Here is a 22085-nt window from a genome sequence, read left to right on the forward strand (position 1 = left end):
TCCATGATGGACGGGTCTGCGCCGAGAGCCGGTGACGGATCTCCCGTACGTCATTCGCCGAGCATTGCCCCGTTACTCGCGAATACTGTTCTGATAACCGTTTCCGTCGGATTCTGCGTCGTTTCCTCGATCGGCATCGTGAGCCAGCAGACCGACACGCTGTCGATCGTGCTGTCCTTCGTCTACACCGTGGCGCTGCTGGTGCTGCAGCTGGCGTACTTCAGCCGGCCGCACCGCCGCCCCCGGCCCCCGCTCAGCTACGTGGCGCTGGTGGTCCAGGCGGGCCTGGTGTACCTGCCGCTGCTCCAGTACGGGGAGGCATGGGTGAGCCGGCCGGGGTTCCTGGCCGGGAGCCTCCTGCTCACCCTGCACGCCGCGGCGGGGGTGCCGCTGTTCCTGCTGGTCGTGGCCAGTATGGCGTGGGTGCAGGCCGGGCTGGGCGGGTCGGCCGCGGACATCGCGTACACGTCGGTGTCCACGGTGATCACCGGCCTGGTCGTGTTCGGCCTGACCCGGCTGACGAACCTGGTCACCGAGCTGCACGCGGCACGCAACGAGCTGGCCCAGCTGGCGGTGGCCAAGGAACGGCTGCGGTTCGCCAGGGACCTGCACGACCTGCTCGGGATGAGCCTGTCGGCGATCACGCTGAAGAGCGAGCTGACCAGCAGGCTGATCGCCGACCATCCGACCAGGGCCAGCGAGGAGCTCACCGCGATCCTGACCGTGTCCAGGCAGGCGCTCGCCGACGTCCGGTCGGTGGCCAGCGGCTACCGGGAGCTGTCCCTGGACGACGAGTGCGACTCGGCCGAGTCGGTGTTGGCCACCGCCGACGTGGAGGTCGTGCTGCGACGCGACTACGGCGAGGTGTCCCCGATGACCGGCACGCTGCTCGCCACCGTCCTGCGCGAGGGCGTCACCAACGTGCTGCGGCACAGCAAGGCGGAGCGCTGCGACATCGACATCAGGCGGACCGGCGACGCGGTGGTCATCGAGATGGTCAACGACGGCGCGTCCGGCGAGCCGGGGCCGTGCCCGGACGGCGGGGTGAGCGGCAGCGGGCTGCGCAACCTGTGCGAGCGGCTGCGCGCGGTGCACGGGGTGCTCGTCATCGAGAACCTGCCGGACCAGCGGTTTCGGCTGTGCGCGACGATCCCGCTGCCGGCGTCGGCCGAGTCCTCGGCGGACACCGTCACAACCATCCGGCATCCTTGGCGATTCGGATCGCGTCGACACGATTCCGTGCGTTGAGCTTGGTGACGATCGTGGTCAGGTAGTTGCGGACGGTCCCGGCGGACAGGAACAGCCGGGAGGCGATGTCCACGGCGTTGGCCCCGCTCTCGGTCATCCGGAGGACCTCGAGCTCGCGGCTGGTCAGCGGGCAGTCCTCGGTGTCCCAGGCCGCGAGCGCGAGCTCGCCGTCGATGACCCGTCTGCCGACGGAGATCTCGCGGATGGCGTTGGCCAGCTTCTCGGCGGGTGCGTCCTTGAGGATGAAGCCGTTGACCCGGGCGGCGAGCGCCCGGCGGAGCGTGCCGGGACGGCCGAGGCTGGTCAGGATCAGCGTGCGGCAGTCGGGCAGGTGCTCGTGCAGCTCGGCGGCGGCGGAGAGCCCGTCCTTGCCGGGCAGGTCGATGTCGATGACGGCGACGTCGGGCCGGTGTTCGAGTGCCGTGGGCAGGATCGCGGTGCCGTGGGCGACATCGGCCACGACATCGATATCCGGCTCGAGGACCAGCAACGCGACCAACGCGCCACGGACCATGTGCATGTCCTCGGCCAGTAAAACCCTGATCACCACAGCCCCTTGCACACGAAACCACATTCCCGGCCGAACAGTCCCGACAGTACAACCAGGCCGCGCGAGGCGAATGCCGCGTTTGCCGCGTCGCGGTGCGGCATTCAGACCAGTCCGGATCACCCGCGGGCGGGGATCCGCACCGTCGACCCGCCACGTGGCCGGTACCCGGGGCGGTCGACGGTGTCCATCACCGTCCTGTGGCGAACAAGTTAGCAGTCTCGATCGAGTGAATGTCGAACTCGTTCCGGTCGTGTTTTACCAACTATCGACACACAGAGCAAGAGAAAGCGCTGCAACCTATCCTTCGGTCGTGTAATCGGTATTCAGGTCGTAGCCTTCTGCACCGCAGCCGCGAAAAGCGCTGCCATTTCGAGTGTTCAGGGGGTGTCGACGCGTGCCGGGTCAGGTCGAGCTCGCGGTGTCCACGGTCGCGTACGCCACCGGAATCGTGGTGCAGACCGTCGCCGCTCGACGCGCGTACCGGGACCGGGGCGGCGCGGGGCTGGGGCTGCTCGCCCGGCTCGCCGCGGATCCGCTGTACCTGCTGGGGTTCGCCGGGCAGGCCACCGGGTTCGCGTTCGCGTTCCTCGCCAGGGCCGAGCTGCCGCTGTACCTGGTGCAGGCGGCCACCTGCGGCGCGGTCGGGCTGGCCACCGCGTTCGGCGCGCTGGCCCTGGGGTGGCGGGTGCGGACCAGCGAGCTGCTGATGCTGGTGGTGCTCGCGGCCGGCATCGTGCTGCTCGCGTCGGCCTCGGCGCCCGCCATCGCGCACGACATCCCGGTCGGACCGGGCCTGGCGCTGCTCGGGTTGCCGCTGCTGGTCGGCGTCGCGGTGGTGCGGGCCGGCCGGACCGGGTCGCCGGTCTCCCTCGCGGTGCTGGCCGGCGCGGCGTTCGCGGTGGTGGCGATCAGCAGCCGGTCGATCGCCGACGAGCCGCTGACCACCCTGCCGCTGAACCCCTTGGCGTGGTTGACGATCCTGGCCGCGCTGCTCGGCCAGGCCTGCCTGGCCACCGCCCTCGCGCGGGGTTCGGCGACCTCGACGGTCGCCACCATGGACGCGGTCACCATGGTCGTGACGTCCGTGGTCGGCATCCTCGCGCTCGGCGACCGGATCGTGCCCGGCCGCGAGTGGGAGGTCGGCCTCGGCCTCGGGCTCGTGGTGGCCGGTGTGCTCGTACTCGGCTTCGCCCCGCGGTTCGCCGTGGCCGGCGAAGCCCGGTCGGCCCGCGAGGCGGCATGAACGGCCCGCTCACCGCGAGTGTGTCGGTGGACCTGGACAACCTCTGGGCCTACCTCAAGACCCACGGCGACGCCGACTGGGAGCGGATGCCGAGCTTCCTGCCCACCGCCGTGCCCCGGCTGCTCGACGTGCTCGGCGAGCACGGCGTCACCGCGACGGCGTTCGCGGTGGGCGCGGACGCCGTCCGGGACGACGGGGCCGCCGCCGTGGCCGCGTTCGCCGCGCGCGGGCACGAGATCGGCAACCACTCCTACCACCACGAGCCCTGGCTGCACCGGTACTCCCGCGCCGAGCTGGTCGACGAGCTGACCAGGACCGAGGAGGCGGTGGTCGCCGCGGGCGCGCCCGTTCCGGTCGGCTTCCGCGGGCCCGGGTACAGCGTCTCCCCCACGCTGCTGGAGGTGCTAGCCGAGCGCGGCTACCGCTACGACGCGTCCACGCTGCCGACCTGGATCGGGCCGATCGCGCGGGCCGTGCACAACCGGACCGCGCCGGCGTCCGACGAGCGCGCCGAGCTGTTCGGCGGGTTCTCCCGGGTGTTCGCGCCGAACACCGCGCACCGCCCTCGGGTCGGCGACGGTCTGGTCGAGCTGCCGGTGACGACGATGCCGCTGCTCCGGGTGCCGATCCACGGCGCGTACGCGCTGATGCTGTACCGGATCTCCCCCCGGCTCGCCCGCGGCTACGTCGGCACGGCGCTGCGGCTGTGCCGGGCGTTCGGGGTCGGCCCGTCGCTGCTGGTGCACCCGACCGACGTGCTCGGCCCCGGCGAGGCGCCCGGCATGGAGTTCTTCCCCGGCATGGACGTTCCGGCGGCGGACAAGGTCGCCCTGCTCGCCTGGACGCTGGCGGCGGCGCGGGCCCGGTTCGACGTCGTGGGCACCGGCGCGCACGCGGCGCGCGTGACCGTACCGCCCCGCCTCCGGGAGAACCGGTGAACCACGCGGACCCGGCCACCTCCACAACCGTCACCTCAGGGGAACGTGACCAGGCCGAACCATCCCTGCCCGACGTGACCAACACGGAAAAGCTCTGGGCGGCGGCACTGCGGGTGCTCGCCTGCGCGACGGTCGGGCTGGCGCCGCTGGAGGGGTACCTGGCGTCGGTGCACCCCCAGCTGGGCAAGGTGCCGGCCGGGCTGCTGGTGCTCGGGTGGGTGGCGGTGCGGGTGCGGCACCGGCGGTTGCCGGCGTTCCACCCGGTGCATCCGCTGCTCGGCGGGTTGGCGGCGCTGCTGCTGGCCTCGGCCGCGGTGCACGCGGGTGGGCCGTTCACCGCCGAGTACACCGTGCGGTGGCTGCCGTTCCTCGCGCTGACCGTGGTCCTGGCGGACCTGGCCGCGCGGGAGGTCGGGGTCCGGCCGCTGCTGGTGGCGTCGGTCGCCGGGTCGGTGGTGGCGGGAGCCGGCGCGCTGTACAGCGTCCAGGCGGGCGCGGCGCGGGCGACCGGGCCGATGTCCGACCCGAACGACCTGGCCTTCGTGCTCGTCGTCGCGGTACCGCTGCTGGTCGCGGTGACGCCGTCCCGACCGCCCACTCGGCACAAGGTACTGGTGGCGGTGGCGGCGGCGTTGTTGCTGGCCGGGGCCGCGGCGACGTTCTCCCGGGGCGGGGCGATCGCGCTGGCGTGCGCGGTGGGCTGGCTGCTGGCCCGGCGCGCGCTGTCGCCCAGGGTGCTCGCGGCGGCGGTGGGCGCGGCGGTGGTCGCCGCCGCCGGGACCGTGCTGGTCGCGGGGTCACGGCTGGCGCGGTCGTTGCGGGAGAAGAGCTTCATCGCCGAGACCAATGTGGACACCCGGGAGCTGCGGTGGCGGGCGGCGGCGCGGATGCTCGGCGAGAACCCGGTGCTCGGTGTCGGGCCGGGCGGGTTCCGCAGCGAGTACGTCGCCGCGTCGCACAACGCGGAGCTGGCCGAACAGACCCCGGTGGCGCACAACATGTTCCTCGAGGTCGCCGCCGAGCTGGGGCTGCCGGCGCTGCTGCTGTTCCTCGGGCTGGTCGCCGTGGCGTTGTTCGCCACCGAGGACGCGGTGCGGCGCGGGCGGGACCGGAACACCGTGGTCGCCGTGCAGGCGAGCCTGGTCGCGGTGCTGGTCGGCGCCACGTTCCTGTCCGAGCAGTACTACCTGCCGCTGTGGCTGCTGGTCGCGGTGGCCGTTGGCCTGGGTTCGCGAGAACGCGTCGAGAAGGAGGGAGCGGTCCGTGCGGGTGCTCCACATGATCAGTGAGTTGGGCAGCGGCGGCGCGGAGACGCTCGTCGCGGGGATGGCCCTCGCCGGGGACTCGGTCGGCTGGCGGACGGCGGTGGCCGGTGGCGGCGGGCACCGGGCCGACGCGCTGCGGGCCGCCGGGGTACCGGTGTACGACGTGCCGGTCCCCCGCCGCCGGGCCACCGGGGTGCTGCGGGCGGCGCGGGCTGCCCGGGCGGCGGTGCGGCGGTTCCGGCCGGACGTGGTGCTGGCGCACAACGTGTCGGCGAGTGTGGTGGCGCGGCTGGCGGTTGCCGGGCGGCGGGTTCCGGTGGTGACCGTGTTCCACGGCGTCGCCGAGGCCGACCACGCCGGTGCGGCGCGGATCCTGCGCCGCACGTCGCGCGCGGTGGTGGCGGTCGCGGACGCGGCGGCGGACCGGTTGCGGGCGGCGGGGCTGCCCGATCCGGTGGTGGTGCCGAACGCGGTGTTCTCGTGGACTCCCCGGGCGGGGCGGGCGGCGGTGCGCGCGGCGCTCGGGCTCGACGAGGACGTGCCGGTGGCGCTGTGCGTCGCGCGGCTGGAACCGCAGAAGCGGCACGACGTGCTGCTGGCCGCGTGGGCGCTGCTCGACGACGCCGTGCTGCTGCTGGCGGGCGACGGCAGCCGGCGCGCGGCGCTGAAGGCCAGGTGCGCCGAGCTCGGGCTCGGTGAGCGGGTGCGGTTCCTCGGCAACCGCGAGGACGTGCCCGACCTGCTGGCCGCCGCGGACCTGACCGTGCTCACCAGTGACTGGGAGGGCATGCCGATCGCGGTCCTGGAGTCGATGGCCGCCGGCCGCCCGGTGGTGGCGTCCGATGTGGACGGTGTGCGGGAGGCGCTGGCCGGTGGGGGCGGGCTGCTGGTGCCGCCCGGCGAGCCGGTGGCGACCGCGGACGCGTTGCGCGCGCTGCTGTTCGACCCGGCGGCCCGCGAGGCGGCCGCCTCGGCCGGGCTGGCGTCGGTCCACACCGGACACGACCCGGCGCGGCTGATGAAGACCTACGACGAGCTTCTGCGCACCGTGACACGAGGAGGACGGCGATGAACGCGGCCACCAGAACGCCGGCGAAACCGGCGAAGAAGACCACCCGCAAGGCGGCACCGAAGGCCGCCCGGAACGCGGTACGGAAGCCGGCGCAGAAGGTGACAACCGAGGAGACCCTGCGGAGCCGGCTGGTCGCGGCCTGGCCGCGGGTGACCAGGCGGCTCGGCCGGCCGGTGACCGCGGGTGTCGTCGCGGCCGTGCTCGCGGGCGGGGGCGTGCTGCTCGCGACCGCACTGGCCGGCGAGGAGTACGAGGGCAGGGTCAGCCTGGTCGCCACGCCGGTCGGGGGCGCGAGCGGAGCGCAGTACGGCGAGGTCGTCGCGCTCACCCTCCCGGCGCTGGTGGAGCTGGCCCGCGGCCCGTCGGTGCTGGCGGCCGCGGCCGGTGCGACCGGCACGGACGCCGAGACCATCGGTGAGGGTGTGTCGGTGGAGTTGGTGCCCGCGTCCGGGGTCGCACGGCTGGCGGTACTCGCCCCGTCCGCCGACCAGGCGGGGGCCGTCGCCACCGCGATCGCGAGGGCCGTGGTCGACGCCGATCTGCTCGCCCCGGCCGCGGCGCTGCGGCTGCTCGACGAGCGCCCGGACGTCATCCAGGTGTCGCCCGACCGGCCGCTCGGCGTCGGGCTCGCCCTTGGCGGCGCCGCGCTGGCCGGCGTGACCGTCGGCGGGCTGCGTCACCTGCGCCGCACGTCCGACGTGGCGGCGGTGCGCGCCGCGGTGGGGTCCTGGCACCCGGTGCTGACGCTGCGCGCGGACGAGCCGGACCTGCCGGAGCGGCTGACCCGGCTGTGCGACGCGGCCGGCCGCACGCCCCGGGTCGTCCCGGTGGCCGAGGAGCTGGCCCCGGCCGCGCGGTCCATCGAGGACCGGCTGCCCGAGCGGGCCGGCGACGGCGACGCGGTGATCCTGGTGACCTCCGGCGGCCGGCGGCAGGAGCAGCTGGCGGCGGTGGCCCGTGTGCTGCCGGTCTCGTCGACGGTGGTGGCGGTGGTGCTGGCGTGAGGGGCATCCGGCTGGCGGTGGTGGCCGGGGTGGCGTGGGTGGTCGCGGGTTTCGGGGCGTGGTGGGCGCTGCGGCCGTCGTGGCAGGTGCCGCTGCCGACCGGGGCGAACAGGGCCGAGGTGCGGATGCAGGACTTCCGCGACGCGCTCTACTACCCGGTCCAGGAGTTCCTCGCCGGCGGAAACCCGTACGACCCGGCCGCGATGTTCGCGCACTGGCCGGTCCGGCAGAGCTTCAACCTCTACCAGCCCTACCACCTGGCGCTGCACCTGCCGTTCGGGCTGCCGGACTACCGCACCGGGGCCGTCCTGTTCGGACTGACCGCGCTGGTGCTGCTCGTGGTGCTCGCCGGCATGGCGGCGAGCCGGATCCGCACCCGCGTTCCGGTGCCGCTCGCGGCCGGGACCGCGGTGATCGCCGCGCTGCTGGTGCTCAGCCAGGTCGGCAAGGCGCAGCTCTACCTGGGACAGGTGAACCCACTCGTCGCGGTCGGCGCGGCGGGGGCGCTGCTGCTGCGTTCCAGTCATCCCAGGATCGCCGTGCTGGCGCTCGCGGTCGCCTGGCTCAAGCCCCAGTTCGGGTTGCCGCTGGCGGTGCTGCTGTTCGCCAGGGGCTCCCGGGGGGTCGCGCTCGGCGGGACGGCGGTGGCCGCGGTCGCCAGCCTGCCGGTGGTGGCGCTGCTGGTCGTGCGCGGCGGCGGGGTCGGGCCGTTCCTCGACGTGCTGGCCGCGAACCTCGCGCACGCCACGAACACCGGCTACGGCGCGGTCGACTCGCTCACCGCGCAGCGCGTCGACCTGCCCGCCGTGCTGTTCCGGCTCACCGAGTGGCTGCCGCCTGCGGCGGAGCCGGTCGCGTTGCTCGCGGTGCTCGGGGTGACCGTGCCGCTGGTGCGGCGCCTGGACCGCTCGACCGACCCGGACGGGCCGGTGGTCGCCGACCTGCTGACCTGCCTTGCCGTGACGGTGGCGGTGGTGCACCAGCCGGGTGACGTGCTGTTCGCGGTGCCGGCGGCGGCGCTGGCCGCGGTGGCGTGGTGGCGGCGCCGGCGGGAAAGCGGGTGGCTCCCGCTGGGGCTCGCGGTCGCGGCGCTCGCGGTTCCGTTCGCGCACCTGCACGCGGTGGACTCGGTGGTCCGGGCGGTGCTCGGCGAGCGCGCGTCGGTCACCGTGGACGGGGTGGCGGTGGTCGCGGCGTGGGCGCTGCTCGTGGCGTTCGCCGTCCGCACCCCCGTGCCGAGGCCGGAACCCGTGGCGGCGCCGTCGTGACGGACGTGCTCGGGGCGGGCGCGGTCCGCGGGACGCTGTGGCTCGGGCTGGTGAACCTGGTCAGCAAGGGCAGCCAGGTGGTGGTCACCCTGACGCTGGCGGCGTTCCTGACCGAGGACGGGCTCGGCGCGGTGGCGCTCGCGGTGGCGGTGGTGAACATCGGCCAGGTCGTGCAGGCGATGGGCGTGTACGACGTGATCGGGCGGACCGCCGGGGATCCGGACCGGGTGGCGGCCACGGTGCTGACGCTGAGCGTGGCCGCCGGGGTCGCGCTCGCCGCGGTGCTCGCGCTCGCCGCCGGGCCGCTGGCCGCGCTGCTCGGCAGCCCGGACGCCGCGCCGCTGTTGCGGTTGGCCGCGCTGAGCCTGCCGTTCACCGCGGCGGGCGGCGTGCAGATGGCGCTGATGCACCGCCGCCTGGACTTCCGCCGCCGGATGCTGCCGGACGCGGGCAGCGCGGTGCTCGGCGCGGCGTTGACGGTGGTACTCGCCGCGGGCGGCACCGGCCCGGTGTCGCTGGTCGCCGGACTGCTGTGCACCGCGGTCGCGCAGCCGCTGCTCGGCGCGGTCGTCGGGGTGCGGCCCCTGGCCGGCTGGGACGCGGCGGCGGCCGGGGAGGCGCTGCGCTGGATCGCGGTGGTCGGCCCGGCGGCGGTGGTGGCGATCCTGTTGGTGAACGTGGACTACCTGGCCATCGGGCACGTGCTCGGACCGGCCGAGGTCGGGGTGTACTCGCTGGCGTTCCGGATCGCCTGGGTGCCGTACGTGGTGGTGGCGGTGGTGCTGGCCGCGGTCGCGTTCCCGGTGTACGCGCGGCTGGTCCGGGCGGACGAGGAACTTCCGGCCGCGGTGGCCCGGTTCACCCGGGCCGCGCTGGTCGTGTGCGGCGGGCTGTACCTGGTGGCCGGGCTGCTCGCCGACCACGTGGTGCTGCTCGGGTCGCGGTGGGCGCCGGCGGCCCCGGCGCTGGTGCTGCTGTGCGCCTACGGGCTGGGGCTCGGCCTGCTGCACACCTGGTACCAGGCGCTCAAGGCGGCCGGGTACGCGCGCCGGTACCTGCTGCTGGAGGTCACCCACCTGGTCACGCTGGCCGGCGCGCTCGTCGTGGTCACCCGGCACGGCGTGGTCGCGGTCGCCGCCGCGCAGGCCGTGGTCGCCTGGGTGCTGGTCGCGGTGGCCTGGCGCGCGCTGGCCCGCCGGGGGCTCGCCTTCCCGGGGGCCGAGCTGGCCGGGATGGCCGGCGGTGTGCTCGGCGCGGCGGTGCCGTGTGTGGCGGTCGCGTTGCTCGCCGACCGGCTGCTCGGCCCGCCCGCCTCGGTGCCCGCGACGGTCGCCGAGGCACTGCTGCTGGCGGCGACCTACGCCGGCGCGTCCCTGCTCACCCAGCGCGCCGCCGTCCGCGAGCTGCGCGCACTGTCGGGAGGTACGCGGTGAGGGTTGTGCACGTGACCCAGCCGGTGACGGCCGGCGTGGCCGAGGTGGTGCGCCAGTTCGCCGTCGCGCAGCGGGACCGCGGCTGGTCGGTCACCGTGGTGTGCCCGCCGACCGGCTGGCTCCCCGAGCGGTGCCGCGCGGCTGGCGTCGACGTGTGCGCGTGGCCCGCCACCCGGAACCCCGGCCCGCGCGTGGCCGGCGAGGTGCTGCGGCTGCGCCGGATCCTGCGCCGGCTCGACCCGGACGCGGTGCACCTGCACAGCTCGAAGGCCGGGCTCGCCGGCCGGCTCGCGGTGCGCGGCCGGCGGCCCACGGTGTTCCAGCCCCACATGTGGTCCTTCCAGGTCTCCCCCGCCGCCGTGGCGTGGGAGCGGTTCGCGGCCCGCTGGACGCACCAGCTGGTGTGCGTCAGCGACGACGAGCTGGAGGTGGGCCGCGCGGCGCGGATCGGCACGCCCGCGGAGGTGGTGTGCAACGGCGTGGACACCGAGCGGCTGCGCCCGGCGGACCGGGTCGCCGCCCGGCGCCGGCTGGGGCTGCCGCTGGACTCGCCGGTCGCGGTGTGCGTCGGCCGCCTGGCGCCGCTCAAGGGCCAGGACCAGCTGCTGTCCGCGTGGCCGGCGGTGCTGGCCGAGGTGCCGGACGCCCGGCTGGTCCTCGTCGGCGACGGCCCGATGACCGAGCCGTGGCGGGCAGGGCACCCGGTCGCCCGGCACGGTTCGGTCGTGTGGTGGGGCCACAGCGACGACGTCGCCACGCACTACGCCGCCGCGGACGTGGTGGTGCTCCCGTCCCGCGCGGAGGGCATGGCGCTGGTGCCGCTGGAGGCGATGGCGTGCGGCCGCTCGGTGGTGGCGTTCGACGTGGGCGGGGTCCGGCAGAGCCTGGCCGGCGGCGGTGCCGTGCTGCCGGCGGGCGACGTGCCCGCCCTGGCCGAGGCCCTCGCCGGCCGCCTGGCCTACCCGGTACTCGCCGACCACGAGGGCCGCCTGGGCCGCCGCCGCGCCGTCGACCTGTTCGGCGCCGACCGGGCCGGCGACCGGGTGGCCACCCTGCTCGAGAAGCTGGTGACCGGGTGACCCGAACCCATGCGATGAGTCCGCGGGTGGCGTTCGTGCTCACGCAGGACAGTGGGGGCCCGGTGGACGTGACGGTGGCGCTGGCGGCGGCGTTGGTCGAGGCGGGTGTCGAGGTGCGGGTGTTCGGGCCGGAGCCGAGGCGCGGCGCCGAACGGATCGCGGGCCGGCACGAGGACGTCGTGGTGGCGCGGAAGGGTGACGTGCGCGGCGCGCGGCGGGTGCGGGCGGCGGTACGGGCCTGGCGGCCGGACGTCGTGCACGCCCAGGACCGCCGGGCCGGGCTGGTGGCGGCGGGGCTGCGCCGGGAGCTGCCCGTCGTGCACACCTACCACGGCGTGCCGGACGACGTCACCGAGCCGTGGTTCCGCGGCCGCACCGGCGCTCCACCACCCTCGGCCTACACCAGGACCGTGCTGGCGGCGGACGCCGTCGTCGCCCGGCTCGTGGCTCGTACCGTCGTGCCGGCCGACGCCATGGGCGCGTTCCTCCGGCGCCGCCTCCGGGTTCCGGCCGACCGCGTCGTCCACCTCGACAACGCCGTCGAGCTGCCCGACCCGGCACCGCCGTCGGGGGCCGTGCGGCGCCTGGTGTTCGTCGGCCTGCTCGTGGAGCGGAAGGGGCTGCGCACGCTGCTGGACGCGCTCGCCATCCCGGGCACCATGCCGCCGGACGCCACGCTGACCGTCGTCGGCGACGGCCCGGAGCGGGCCGCCGCGGAACGCTCCGCCACGCGCCGGGAGCTCGCCGGGCGGGTGCGGTTCCTCGGGTTCCGCACCGACGTCCCCCGACTGCTGCGCGAGCACGACGCCCTGGTCCTTCCCTCCACGATGGAGCAGCAACCGCTGGTCGTCGCCGAGGCCATGGCCGCCGGGAAGCCCGTGCTGGCCACCGAGACCGGCGGCGTGGCCGACATGCTCGGCGCGCACGCGCGGCTCGCCGCCCCTGGCGACGTCGCCGGGCTCGCGGCGGGGCTGCGGGAGCTGTTCGCCGAGCCCGATCCGGGCCGCGCGGGGCGGCTGCTCGCCGCCGCCGCGCGGGAGCGGTTCGCGCCGGAGGTCAGCGCCCGCCGTCACCTCGCGTTGTACCGGCGGCTGATCCCCGCTCCGGCTTCACCAGCACCACCCCGTCGGCGGCGGCCAGCTCGACCTGGGTGACGGGCGCGCCCTTCAGGTCGACCAGGCCGCCGGGCGGCTTCACCGTGGCCGCCGTGGCGGTGGGGTTCACCGCGACCCAGCCGCCGGTGTACGTGCGGGTCCACACGCCGTTGGTGTGCCGCGTGGCCCGGTCGACGGCCTCGCCGAGCCCGGTGTCCTGCAGGTGCGACCACTCCGGGTCCAGGTAGGTCTCGGTGGTGGCCCTGGTCCAGCACGTGTGCGGGCCGGCGAGCAGCGCGGCGCTCGCGTACCCGGCGCGTTCCTGGCGGTCGTCGGTGGTCTTGGTGATCAGCAGCAGCCAGGACTCGCCGAGCGCGGCCTGCGCGCGCAGTTCCTCCCACTCGTTGCCGCGGAACGTGATCAGCCCGCCGGTGCCGCCGTCGTCGCGGAAGCCGAAGTTCTCCTCCATCGCCCCGCTGAACCGGCCGTGCGCGGTCCACCGGCCCGGGATCAGGTGCGTCTCGGACACGTTGGGCACGAACATCTTCCCGGCCTTCTCCAGTGCCGTACCGGCCACGGCGAGGAACGCGTCGAGCCCGTCGCGGAGCTTGCGGTCGGTCTGCTGGGCGTTCGCGGTGCCCTCGAGGATCGCGGACGAGTAGTGGGAGAGGGTGTTGAAGTCGTTGTCGGCGAGCACCCCGTCCCAGCCCTCGCGGGTGACCTCCTCGGTGACGGCCTTCGCCCACGCCTTCTGGTAGGCGGGGTCCCACACGGTCATCTGCCAGTGCTTCGGGTAGCCGTTCCACTCGATGCGCTTGCCCGCGGTGTCCAGGGCGAACCACTGCGGGTTGTTGCGCTGCGCGTCGAAGTAGCCGATGCCGCTGGGCAGCCAGGTGGCGTCGGTGTCGCCGTGCACGGCTCCCGGGTAGTTGCGGGTGCTGGACAGATCCTTGTAGACCAGCACCTTCACCTTCGGGTTGAGCTCGTGCAGCGTGCGCATCGCCTCGGTCTCGGTGGCGTTGAGCACGACGACGTCGTAGCGCTTCGCCGCGAGCTCGAGGTCCTCGTCGGTCGGTGGTTCGCCGATGCCGTACCACCAGGCGCAGGGCGCGAGCGGTCGCGGCGGCGGGGCGGTCGCCCAGCCTGGCGCGCAGGACGCGGCGAGCAGCGTGGCCGCACACGCCGTGGCGAGCATCCGGATCATCGGCCCCTCCTGAACAGCAGTTCGCCCACGGTCAACACGATGATCTTCAGGTCGAGCCAGAGCGACCAGTTCGCGATGTAGTAGTTGTCGTACCTGGCCCGTTCGGCGATCGAGGTGTCCCCGCGCAGCCCGTGCACCTGGGCCAGGCCGGTCAGCCCGGTCGGCACGCGGTGCCTGGCCCAGTACAGCTCGTGGATGCTGGAGAACCGGCGGACGAACCCGGGCCGCTCCGGCCGGGGCCCGACGACGGACATGTCGCCGCGCAGGATGTTCCACAGCTGCGGCAGCTCGTCGAGTGAGGTGCGGCGCAGGAACCGGCCGACCGGGCCGACCCGCGCGTCCCCGGCGACCGACCACCGGCTCTGCGAGTCGTCCACGGCGCCCTGGCGCACGCTGCGGAGCTTGTAGAGCAGGAAGGTGCGGTCGTCCATGCCGACCCGCACCTGGCGGAAGATCACCGGCCGCCCGCTCTCCACCAGCACCGCGAGCGCGCACAGGCCGATCACGGGCGCCAGTGCGACCAGCGCGGCCCCGGCCAGCACCACGTCCAGGGCGCGCTTGACCCACCAGCTCGGGCGGCTGGTCGGCGCGGTGCTCAGCCGGATCAGCGGGTAGCTGCACACCCGCTCGATGTCGGGGCCGTCCTGGTACAGCTCGTACATCCGGGGCACCACGAGGACCGTGCAGCCGAGCCGGTGCGCGGCGATGGCGGCGTCCACCACCGGCGACTCGCGGGCGTGGGAGAACGCGAGGACCACGGTGCCGACCCGCAGCCGGACGATCGCGCCGGACAGGTCGCCGGTGAGCAGTTCCATCGGCAGGTCGGCCGGGTCGAGGCTGGGCTCGGCGTCGACGAAGCCCACCGGCCGCAGCCCGAACTCGGGGTGCCTCGCCATGGTGCCGGCGAGGTCGACCCCCACCTTGCCGGCGCCGACGACGATCGTCCGGTCGCACCGGCCGAGCCGCCGCCGGCACCACCGGCCGAGCGCGAAGACCGCGAGGCGCACCGGCTCACCGATCGCCGCGGCGAGCACCACCGTCCACTGCACGGCCCTGGTGGTCGCCTCGTCCTGGCCGCTGACCAGCGCGGCACAGGTGAGGAGCGCGAACGCGATCGCCGTCGCGCCGGCCGACCGGGGCAGGTCGTGCAGCCAGGAGAGCATCAGGCGGCGCCGGTAGAGCCGGCTCGTGGCCCGCACCGCGAGGAACACGGCCGCGGTCGCGGCGGCCCACAGCACCGGCGAGGGCACTCCCGCCCACACCTGGACCGGCGCGGCCGGCTCCATCCAGGCGCCCGGCGCCACAGGCACAGGCGGCGCCGTCGGCACGGCCGGCACCGCCGGCGTGGCCGCCATCGTCGGGGCGATGGTCAGGCCGGCGGCGAGGGCGCCGAGGTCGACCGCGAGGAGCAGCACGGCGACGGCGTTGACCCGGCTGAGCAGTTCCCGGCGCGGGACGTGCTCGTTGCGCGCGCCGGGCAGCCAGGTGGGCCGGCGGCGGACCGCCGGCGGTGTCTCGGTCAGCATCGTTCACCTTTTCGGGGGACGGCCGGCCACACCGCGCCACCCCCACTACGTTCACCCATTCAAATCCACCCGAAAGAGGTCGCCAAAGCGTTCACGAATATCTCTGCGTTAGAAGGAGCACGTTCAACCGTCGCTATTCACCCCATCGAGGACCTGCATCTTCACTCCTTCAGGCAACTGACTGCCGTTCGTGTCACCGCATTGTCCGACCATTGCTCGATTTTCACGGAACCGGCCGAAAAATGCCGAGGGACGCGCCAGCAAAGAGACCGAACAGGGCGATAATTCTGCTGCTTCCCGAAGTCGATCATTGGTGAGGGGTACGAGTGGCAGTCGAAGAGGTCCAGGTGCTCGACGCGCCGGCACCGGAGGTCCAACCCGCGGCGCGCGCCACCCGCATCCGGTCCAGGGGCCGCGCGCACGTCGTGCTGCCCGCCTACAACGAGGCGGCCGCGCTCCCCTCCCTGCTGGACCGGCTCGCCGCGCAGGCCAGCACCGAGCAGCTCACCGTCTGGGTGGTCGACGACGGCTCCGTCGACGACACCGCCGCCGTCGCCGAGGCGGGCGTGCCGGGCCTCGACGTGCGCCTGGTGCGCCACGACGCCAACGCCGGGCTCGGCCAGGCGCTGCGCACCGGTCTGCACGCCGTGCTCGACGTGGCGGGCGACGACGACGTCGCGGTCGTCATGGACGCCGACGACACCCACGACCCCGCGCTGCTGCGTCCGCTGCTCGACCAGATCCAGGCCGGCGCGGACATCGCGATCTGCTCCCGGTTCGTCCCCGGCGGCGACGACAGCACCGCCCCGCCGCTGCGCAGGCTGCTGTCCCGGGCCGCCGCGCTGCTGTTCCGCCGCGTGCTGCGGGTCGACGGCGTGCGCGACTTCACCAGCGGCTACCGCGCCTACCGGGTCGACCTGCTGGAACGGGCGACGCTGCACTGGGGCGAACGGCTGGTCGAGGAACGCGGCTTCGCCTGCATGGTGGAGCTGCTGCTCAAGCTCAGGCACTGCGACCCGGTGGTCGCCGAGGTCCCGCTGCCGCTGCGCTACGACCGCAAACCCGGCGCCAGCAAGCTCGCCCTGCGCCGCACCGTCGGCCAGTACCTCCTGCTGCTGCTGCGTACGCGGCTCACGCCGCCGCCGCACCGGGAGCTGTGATGGGCACCGGCTCCGTCACGGTCGTCGGCGGCGGCATCTGCGGCCTCGCGGTCGCGCACCGGCTCGCCCGCAGCGGGCACCGGGTGACCCTGCTCGAGGGCAGCGACCAACTCGGCGGGCTCGGCACGTTCTTCCCGTGGCGGGACGGCTGGGTCGAGCGCTTCTACCACTGCGTGATGCCCTCCGACGACGACCTGCTCGGCCTGCTCGACGAGCTGGGCCTGCGCGACACGGTCGGCTGGCGGCGCACGAGCATGGGCATGGTCGTCGGTGGGCGGCACCACCCGTTCAACACCGCGGCCGACCTGCTCCGGTTCTCCCCGCTGCGCCCGTTGGACCGCGTCCGCTTCGGCGTGGTGTCGCTGCTGCTGCGGCAGCTGGGTCGCGGCCGGGACCTCGACCGCACCCGCACCGAGGACTGGCTGCGTGGCCTGTACGGCGACGCCGTCTGGGAGACCCTGCTGGCGCCGATGTTCGGCGCGAAGTTCGGCCGGTCCTTCCCGGACGTGCCCGCGCTGTACCTGTGGCAGCGGCTCGGCCGCGAGCGCAACGTCGCCACCCGGGGCTACCCGGCGGGCGGCTACAAGTCGATCATCGACGCGCTGCGTGCCGCGCTCGAGGCACGCGGCGCCACGGTCCGCGTCTCGACCCCGGTCGAGCGGATGTCCGTCCTGGACGCCGGCATGCGGGTCACGCTGCCCGGCGGCGAGACGCTCGACGCCGACCGGGTGGTGTCCACGCTGCCGCTGCCGCAGCTGCGCAGGGTCGCCGACGACGACCTCGCCGCGCGGCTGCCCGCCGTCGAGGTGCCCTACCAGGGTGTGGTGAACGCGTTGTTCTTCCTGCGCCGCCCGCTCGCCGGGCACTACTGGACGCCGGTGGTGCGCTCGGGCACCGACTTCGACGGTCTGGTGGAGATGTCCGCGCTGGCCGGCGTCGCGCCCTACGACGGCCGGCACCTGGCGTACGCGATGCGTTACGTCGACCGCGACGACCCGCTGTTCCACGAGGACGACGCCGGCATCGCCGCGCGGTGGACCGAGCAGCTGTGCACCCTCTACTCAGGACTCCCGCTGCGCGCGGCGGACGTCGACGAGGTGCGGGTGTTCAAGGCGCCGTTCGTGGAACCGGTGTACCCGCTGGGATATCTGGCGCGGCGGCCGCCGGTGGAGGTGGCCGGGACCTCGCTCCTGCTGGCGACCACCGCGCACGTGTACCCGGCGGTCACCAGCTGGAACTCGAGCGTGCGCCTGGCGAATCAGGTCGCCGCGGCCATCGGCACCGCCACGGCCGCCCGCGACTCCGCCGGGGACTCCGCCGGCGATCCCGACCCGGCCAGCAGCCGCCGCACCGCCGCCGCGATCCGCGCCGACGGCGACCCGGTGCCGTAGGGCGACGGGATCGCGGCCAGCCGCGCGCGGTGGCCCGGCACGTCGTCCAGCCAGCGCAGGACCTCGTGCCGGACCCGCGGCCCCGGCGGGACGAGGGTGCCGAAAGTGCCCTCGATCTCCGGACGTTCGGTGCTGCGGCGCACCACGACGACCGGGCGCTTGAGCACGCTCACCTCCTCCTGGATGCCGCCGGAGTCGGACACCACGACCGCGGCGCCGGACACCAGTGCCAGGAACGCCGGGTAGGCCTGCGGCTCGATCACGCGCAGCTCGGCGAGCAGCGCGTCCAGGCCGAACTCCTCGACCCGCCTGGCCATCCTGGGGTGCAGCGGAACGACGACCGGCAGCGGCAGCCGGTTCAGCACGCGCAGGATCAGTTCCAGGTTGTGCCGGTCGTCCACGTTCTCCGGGCGGTGGATGGTGGCCACCAGGTAGCCGTCCGGCGCGAGCCCGAGTCCGGCCAGCACCCGGTCCCGGGCGGCGGTGTCGGGTGCCGCCGCGCGCAGCGCCTCGACGACCGTGTTGCCGGTGACCGCGACCCGGTGCGGCGGGATCTGCTCGGCGAGGAGGTTCTCCCGGTTCAGCGCGGTCGGCGCGCAGCACAGGTCGGCGAGGTGGTCGATCAGCACCCGGTTGTGTTCCTCTGGCATCGCGCGGTCGAAGCTACGCAGCCCGGCCTCGACGTGCACGAGTGGCACGGAGTTGGCGTTCGCGGCGAGCGCGCCGGCCAGCGCGGACGTGGTGTCGCCCTGCACGAGCACGGCGGAGGTGGGATGCGCGGCGAGGACCTGGTCGACGGCGGCGACCGCGGCGCCGAGCTGCCGGCCGCGGCTGGTGCGGTCGACGGCGAGTTCGTGGAACGATCCCGGCATGGCGATGTCGCGCCGGATCTGGTCGTACATGGCGGAGTCGTAGTGCTGTCCGGTGTAGACGACCGAAGCGCGTTCGCCGAAGTAGCGGATCAGCGGCCCGCACTTGATGAGTTCCGGCCGGGTGCCGCAGACGACCGTGATGGTGTCCGATGTGGACTCCGCGTCGAGGCGCAGCTCGACCGGCCTGCGGCGGCCGGAGGCGAGGAAACCCTCGTAGGGCTCCTTGAACGCGGTGAACGGCACCCAGGTGCGGGTTCCTGGGCAGGACGTGAGATCGGCCGAGCCCTGGAAGTCGGCGGGAACGACGTGCCGCGACACGGTGGCGTTGCTCTGTCCCGCGCCGAGATCGTTGACCAGCGTCAGCCGGGAGCCGTGCGCGTAGACGAGCCCGACCTGGCGACCGCACCGCCCGCTGTCGCACCCGCACCGCAGCACGATCGCGATCTCGACGACTCTGTCCTCATCACCGTTGTCCGCCAACGGAACCCCCACTGTGCGACTCATCTCCGGGTTCGACGGTGCGAACGTACTTCCCGACGGGGTCGGCGACCGGTCATGTACGTCCATCGGGTGACAACCGGCGTGGCGCGCGGATCATCCGTCCCCGGAGGCGCAACTGGCCCGGCCGGGGCAACTGCGCAGCAGCCGCACCTCCGGCGGCGCGGTGATCACCTCCGGCGTGGTACGCGCGCCGCCCGGCCACCGCAGCGAGATCGCGACCGACGAGGAGTTGTTGGCGTAGTCGGTTTCCAGCAGCGTGCGGTCGGCGTTCACGGTGTTCACCAGGTCGTAGACGCCGGAGGGCACGGCGGTGATGTCGAGCCACTGGAAGTCGACGTCGTGGCGGTAGTCGTCGCCCTTGCCGACCGAGATGCCCAGTACGACGTCGCGGGCGAGCGGGTTGTGGTGCCCGCACATGTTGCCGCGCAGGTACCGCGCGAGCGCCACGGCGTCGCCGCGGTGCGGCAGCCCGGGCAGGGTGACGGCGTCGTGGGAGTCGTACCGGTCGCCGAGGCAGAACCCGTTCTTGCGGTCGGCCACGAGTTCCTGGCCACCCGGGGTGCGCAGCCGGTACCGCTCGAAACCCATCAGGTGCCAGTGCTGGTGGCTACGGGCGGGCTCGTAGTAGGCGTAGGTCGTGGTGTCGCGCTGGGCGGCGCCGAACGTGCGGGGAACGGACCCGTCCGCGCTGTTCTGGAACGCCTGCCGCACGGTCATCGTCGGCACGTCGGTGCCGTCGCGGTGGGCGTAGAGCAGCAGCGGCCCGTCCCCGACGTTGTCCTCCGACGAGGTGAACCGCAGCCGCACCGCCCCGATCCGCCCGGTCGTCACACACGGCCCGTTCGGCGCGGTGGCGTCCTCGACCATGCACACGTCCCAGTCGACGCACACCGCCGGGTCGCCGCCGTACCCGCCGGGACAGCCGACCGGCGCCTGTCGCAGGTCGGGCAACAGCCACCCATTGCCCGGCGTCTCGCCCGGCGTCGCGCTCGCCCCGGACACGAGCGTCGTCGCGGCCAGCACCGCGACCGCGGCCGCGACGTACCTCTTGATCATCACACCCACCCCCAGGGTCCACAGTGAACAGCGCCAACCTAGCGATCAGGTGGCGCCGGACCCGAATCCCACGACAAAGATCCAACCGATCGAGTGATGACATCCGCTGACCGGAAGCTGTCAGCGCGGTCCACGGGGAGCCGGCCGCGTGCGACCCTCGGGCGCATGGTGGGAACGCGACCGCCGGCGGAGATCGAGTTCCGCCTGCCGGGCGGGTGGGAGCCGGCCGGTGAACCGGCTCCGGACGGCACGTTCGCCGCGCTGCACGTGGCGAGCGCGGCGTCCGGGTTCACCGCCAACCTGACCGTGCACGCCACCAACCGGACCGACGGCGACACGCTGCCGGAGATCGCCGACGAGACGGTGTCCCGGCTGCGGGCCGAGTCGCCGGACCTGCGGATCATCGACCGCGGCGACTTCCCGGACGGGTTCGCCCAGCAGTTGCTGCTGACCGCCGAGGTCAACGGTCGGACCTGGGAGGTCACGCGGGCCGAGATCTACGCCGCGCGTGGCCGGGGCCGCACCCAGACCGTCCTGCGGGCCGTACTGACCTGCACGGTGGACCAGTTCGCCGAGGTCATCCCCGACTTCGACGCGTTCCTGGACACCCTGAGCTTCGTGGACGGCGAGTAGTCGATGCCCGTGTCCGAACCGTCCGGCCCGCTGTGGAGCGCGGTCAAGGCGATCTACGACCCGTGGCCGCTGGACCAGGAGGCGGCGGCGACCGCGCTCGCGGACGCCTGGCGCCAAGGCGGGGCGGCGATGGTCATGGGAGCGTCCCGCTCGATCAGCGCCGGCAACGCGGCACACGCCGCCTGGCAGGACCCGGCCGGTGGGGGCTTCGACACGACCGTCGCCGACCGGTCCAGGCCGATGGCCGACCTCCAGCCGCAGATGGAGCTGGCCGCCAGCCGCGGCGACGGCTACGCGGCCGAACTGGTCGCGGTGAAGAACGACATCGTCTCGACCATCGCGGCCAACAACGGTCTGTACACGCTGCTCGGCAACCCCCTGTTCGGCGCGCTCGGGGCGGCGCTGCAACAGCGGCTGGCCACGTCGATCGCCGGGAGCCTGCGGAGCATGGTCGAGGCGCGGGCCGCGGCCCTGAGCACCGGGGCGGCCGGGGCGGTGCCGCAACCCCCGCCTCCCCCACCCGCCCCACCGCCGCCGGCGCCCAGGAAGGACGACGGGAACTTCTGGTCCGACCTCGGCCACACCGCGCTGGACGTCATCGGGCTGGTGCCGGTGGTCGGCGAGGCGGCGGACGCGATCAACGCCGGCTGGTACGCCGCCGAGGGCGACTGGGTCAACGCCGGCCTCTCCCTCGCCGCCATGGTCCCGATCGCGGGCTGGGCCGCGACCGGAGGAAAGCTCGGCTACAAGGCGATCAACGAGGCGGTGCGGCTCCAGCCGGTCACCAGCCCCACCGCAGCACTGGCGTTCGTCAAGAACCGACCGCCGGGGGTACCACTGCGCGCGGAGACGCTGCCGTTCACGCCGACCAAGCGCTTCCCGGTCGGGACCAAGCACACGTGGACCGACCCGAAGCTCGGGCAGGTCACCCGGCACGCCCACGGGCTCGACACCAAACGCTTCGAGAAGGCCGCACAGAAGGGAGAGGACGTGGGGAACGCGGCCCGGGGCCCGGTCTACCGGATGCGGGTGGAGGACGGCTACTTCAAGGGTTACGCCGACGAAGCGGGCAACAGCCACCACATCAGCACGGTCCGGAAGGACGACGACATCGCGAACGCGACACACATTCCGGCCAGCAGGCACTACCCAGCGCCGGACGAGACCCACACCCGCGTCGCGGTGCCGAACGTCGCCGCGCTCGGGCCCAACGACTCCGACGGGGAGAGGAACTGACCCGATGACCCAGTTCCACATGGCGCCCGCCGAGGCCGGGCACGCGATGAACCAGCTCGACGCCGCCGGCGCGGACCTCACGACTGCCTGGTCCAGCGCGTCCTCGGCGATCAGGGCGGCCGCCGGGCAGCTGGGCCAGGGCGTGCTCGGGCAGGCGTTCCTCCAGGGCTACCAGCGCCACGCCGACGAGGTGTGCGCCGCGGCCGACACCTGCACGCGGGTGCCGGGTCAGCTCGCGGCGAGCGGCGACGCGTCCGTGGCGGCCTACGTCACCACGGACGCCGACAACGCCGCGCTGCTCACGTAGCCGAG

19 protein-coding genes and 1 pseudogene are annotated in these 22085 nt (G+C 74.2%); 15 read left to right on the forward strand and 5 right to left on the reverse strand.

The window, feature by feature from the left end:
* Positions 1-138 precede the first annotated feature (138 nt).
* Entirely contained in the window at positions 139-1248 is a 1110-nt protein-coding gene (locus JT362_RS02505) for a sensor histidine kinase (RefSeq protein WP_260189342.1), read from the forward strand.
* Here JT362_RS02505 and JT362_RS02510 read toward each other — a convergent pair.
* The gene (locus JT362_RS02510; protein ID WP_260189343.1) at positions 1190-1795 is read right to left on the reverse strand and encodes a response regulator transcription factor; all 606 of its coding nucleotides are present in this window, start codon (positions 1793-1795) and stop codon (positions 1190-1192) included. The genes JT362_RS02505 and JT362_RS02510 overlap by 59 nt on opposite strands.
* Positions 1796-2192: 397 nt before the next feature.
* Here JT362_RS02510 and JT362_RS02515 point away from each other — a divergent pair, with 397 nt between their 5' ends.
* From JT362_RS02515 to JT362_RS02555, 9 genes are all read left to right on the forward strand, one after another.
* Positions 2193-3041, forward strand: coding sequence for a hypothetical protein (locus tag JT362_RS02515; protein ID WP_260189344.1), 849 nt, complete (start codon positions 2193-2195; stop codon positions 3039-3041).
* Entirely contained in the window at positions 3038-3979 is a 942-nt protein-coding gene (locus tag JT362_RS02520; RefSeq protein ID WP_260189345.1) for a polysaccharide deacetylase family protein, read from the forward strand. Before JT362_RS02515 ends, JT362_RS02520 begins: the two co-directional genes overlap by 4 nt.
* A 74-nt stretch (positions 3980-4053) precedes the next feature.
* A complete protein-coding gene (locus JT362_RS02525; protein ID WP_260189346.1) occupies positions 4054-5268 on the forward strand; it encodes an O-antigen ligase family protein in 1215 nt (404 codons plus the stop codon).
* Complete coding sequence (locus tag JT362_RS02530; protein ID WP_260189347.1) at positions 5258-6316, forward strand: glycosyltransferase; 1059 nt, start codon at positions 5258-5260, stop codon at positions 6314-6316. The genes JT362_RS02525 and JT362_RS02530 overlap by 11 nt, the downstream gene beginning before the upstream one ends.
* Positions 6313-7320 carry a hypothetical protein gene (locus tag JT362_RS02535; RefSeq protein ID WP_260189348.1) on the forward strand — a complete coding sequence of 336 codons (1008 nt, stop codon included), beginning with the start codon at positions 6313-6315 and terminating at the stop codon, positions 7318-7320. The genes JT362_RS02530 and JT362_RS02535 overlap by 4 nt, the downstream gene beginning before the upstream one ends.
* The gene (locus JT362_RS02540; protein ID WP_260189349.1) at positions 7317-8588 is read left to right on the forward strand and encodes a glycosyltransferase family 87 protein; all 1272 of its coding nucleotides are present in this window, start codon (positions 7317-7319) and stop codon (positions 8586-8588) included. The genes JT362_RS02535 and JT362_RS02540 overlap by 4 nt, the downstream gene beginning before the upstream one ends.
* Entirely contained in the window at positions 8585-10021 is a 1437-nt protein-coding gene (locus JT362_RS02545; protein WP_311202657.1) for an oligosaccharide flippase family protein, read from the forward strand. Before JT362_RS02540 ends, JT362_RS02545 begins: the two co-directional genes overlap by 4 nt.
* An 11-nt stretch (positions 10022-10032) precedes the next feature.
* Positions 10033-11100, forward strand: coding sequence for a glycosyltransferase family 4 protein (locus JT362_RS02550; protein ID WP_260189350.1), 1068 nt, complete (start codon positions 10033-10035; stop codon positions 11098-11100).
* Positions 11097-12254, forward strand: coding sequence for a glycosyltransferase family 4 protein (locus JT362_RS02555; protein ID WP_260189351.1), 1158 nt, complete (start codon positions 11097-11099; stop codon positions 12252-12254). Before JT362_RS02550 ends, JT362_RS02555 begins: the two co-directional genes overlap by 4 nt.
* Here the strand turns inward: JT362_RS02555 and JT362_RS02560 are convergent.
* The gene (locus JT362_RS02560; protein ID WP_260189352.1) at positions 12157-13398 is read right to left on the reverse strand and encodes a putative glycoside hydrolase family 15 protein; all 1242 of its coding nucleotides are present in this window, start codon (positions 13396-13398) and stop codon (positions 12157-12159) included. The genes JT362_RS02555 and JT362_RS02560 overlap by 98 nt on opposite strands.
* Entirely contained in the window at positions 13395-14924 is a 1530-nt protein-coding gene (locus JT362_RS02565) for a sugar transferase (RefSeq protein ID WP_260189353.1), read from the reverse strand. The genes JT362_RS02560 and JT362_RS02565 overlap by 4 nt, the downstream gene beginning before the upstream one ends.
* Positions 14925-15250: 326 nt before the next feature.
* Here JT362_RS02565 and JT362_RS02570 point away from each other — a divergent pair, with 326 nt between their 5' ends.
* Both JT362_RS02570 and JT362_RS02575 read left to right on the forward strand, forming a co-directional pair.
* Positions 15251-16084 carry a glycosyltransferase gene (locus JT362_RS02570; protein WP_260189354.1) on the forward strand — a complete coding sequence of 278 codons (834 nt, stop codon included), beginning with the start codon at positions 15251-15253 and terminating at the stop codon, positions 16082-16084.
* Positions 16084-17475, forward strand: a complete 1392-nt coding sequence (locus JT362_RS02575; RefSeq protein WP_260189355.1) for an FAD-dependent oxidoreductase — start codon at positions 16084-16086, stop codon at positions 17473-17475. Before JT362_RS02570 ends, JT362_RS02575 begins: the two co-directional genes overlap by 1 nt.
* A gap of 11 nt (positions 17476-17486) precedes the next feature.
* Here JT362_RS02575 and wecB read toward each other — a convergent pair.
* Together wecB and JT362_RS02585 are read right to left on the reverse strand one after the other, a co-directional pair.
* Positions 17487-18914, reverse strand: a pseudogene (wecB, locus tag JT362_RS02580) (non-hydrolyzing UDP-N-acetylglucosamine 2-epimerase); the annotation flags it as partial.
* A 27-nt stretch (positions 18915-18941) separates the two neighbouring features.
* Positions 18942-19904: a lysyl oxidase family protein gene (locus tag JT362_RS02585; RefSeq protein ID WP_260189356.1), complete on the reverse strand. Its 963-nt coding sequence runs from the start codon at positions 19902-19904 to the stop codon at positions 18942-18944.
* 165 nt (positions 19905-20069) lie between these two features.
* On the opposite strand from JT362_RS02585, the gene JT362_RS02590 reads away from it, so the two are divergent.
* The 3 genes from JT362_RS02590 to JT362_RS02600 are packed head-to-tail and all read left to right on the forward strand — an operon-like array spanning position 20070 to position 22080.
* Entirely contained in the window at positions 20070-20537 is a 468-nt protein-coding gene (locus JT362_RS02590; protein ID WP_260189357.1) for a hypothetical protein, read from the forward strand.
* Between the two features lie 3 nt (positions 20538-20540).
* A complete protein-coding gene (locus JT362_RS02595; RefSeq protein WP_260189358.1) occupies positions 20541-21773 on the forward strand; it encodes a WXG100-like domain-containing protein in 1233 nt (410 codons plus the stop codon).
* Between the two features lie 4 nt (positions 21774-21777).
* Positions 21778-22080, forward strand: coding sequence for a hypothetical protein (locus JT362_RS02600; RefSeq protein ID WP_260189359.1), 303 nt, complete (start codon positions 21778-21780; stop codon positions 22078-22080).
* The last annotated feature ends 5 nt before the right edge of the window (positions 22081-22085 follow it).

It is taken from the genome of Actinophytocola gossypii (genome assembly GCF_025165815.1).
In the GTDB taxonomy this organism is placed as follows: domain Bacteria; phylum Actinomycetota; class Actinomycetes; order Mycobacteriales; family Pseudonocardiaceae; genus Actinophytocola; species Actinophytocola gossypii.

Coding starts and splice junctions, on each gene's coding strand:
- JT362_RS02520 (WP_260189345.1), top strand. CDS start 3,038: ATGAACGGCCCGCTCACCGCGAGTGTGTCGGTGGACCTGGACAACCTC.
- JT362_RS02530 (WP_260189347.1), top strand. CDS start 5,258: ATGATCAGTGAGTTGGGCAGCGGCGGCGCGGAGACGCTCGTCGCGGGG.
- JT362_RS02535 (WP_260189348.1), top strand. CDS start 6,313: ATGAACGCGGCCACCAGAACGCCGGCGAAACCGGCGAAGAAGACCACC.
- JT362_RS02560 (WP_260189352.1), bottom strand. CDS start 13,398: ATGATCCGGATGCTCGCCACGGCGTGTGCGGCCACGCTGCTCGCCGCG.
- JT362_RS02565 (WP_260189353.1), bottom strand. CDS start 14,924: ATGCTGACCGAGACACCGCCGGCGGTCCGCCGCCGGCCCACCTGGCTG.
- JT362_RS02575 (WP_260189355.1), top strand. CDS start 16,084: ATGGGCACCGGCTCCGTCACGGTCGTCGGCGGCGGCATCTGCGGCCTC.
- JT362_RS02585 (WP_260189356.1), bottom strand. CDS start 19,904: ATGATCAAGAGGTACGTCGCGGCCGCGGTCGCGGTGCTGGCCGCGACG.
- JT362_RS02590 (WP_260189357.1), top strand. CDS start 20,070: ATGGTGGGAACGCGACCGCCGGCGGAGATCGAGTTCCGCCTGCCGGGC.
- JT362_RS02595 (WP_260189358.1), top strand. CDS start 20,541: ATGCCCGTGTCCGAACCGTCCGGCCCGCTGTGGAGCGCGGTCAAGGCG.
- JT362_RS02600 (WP_260189359.1), top strand. CDS start 21,778: ATGACCCAGTTCCACATGGCGCCCGCCGAGGCCGGGCACGCGATGAAC.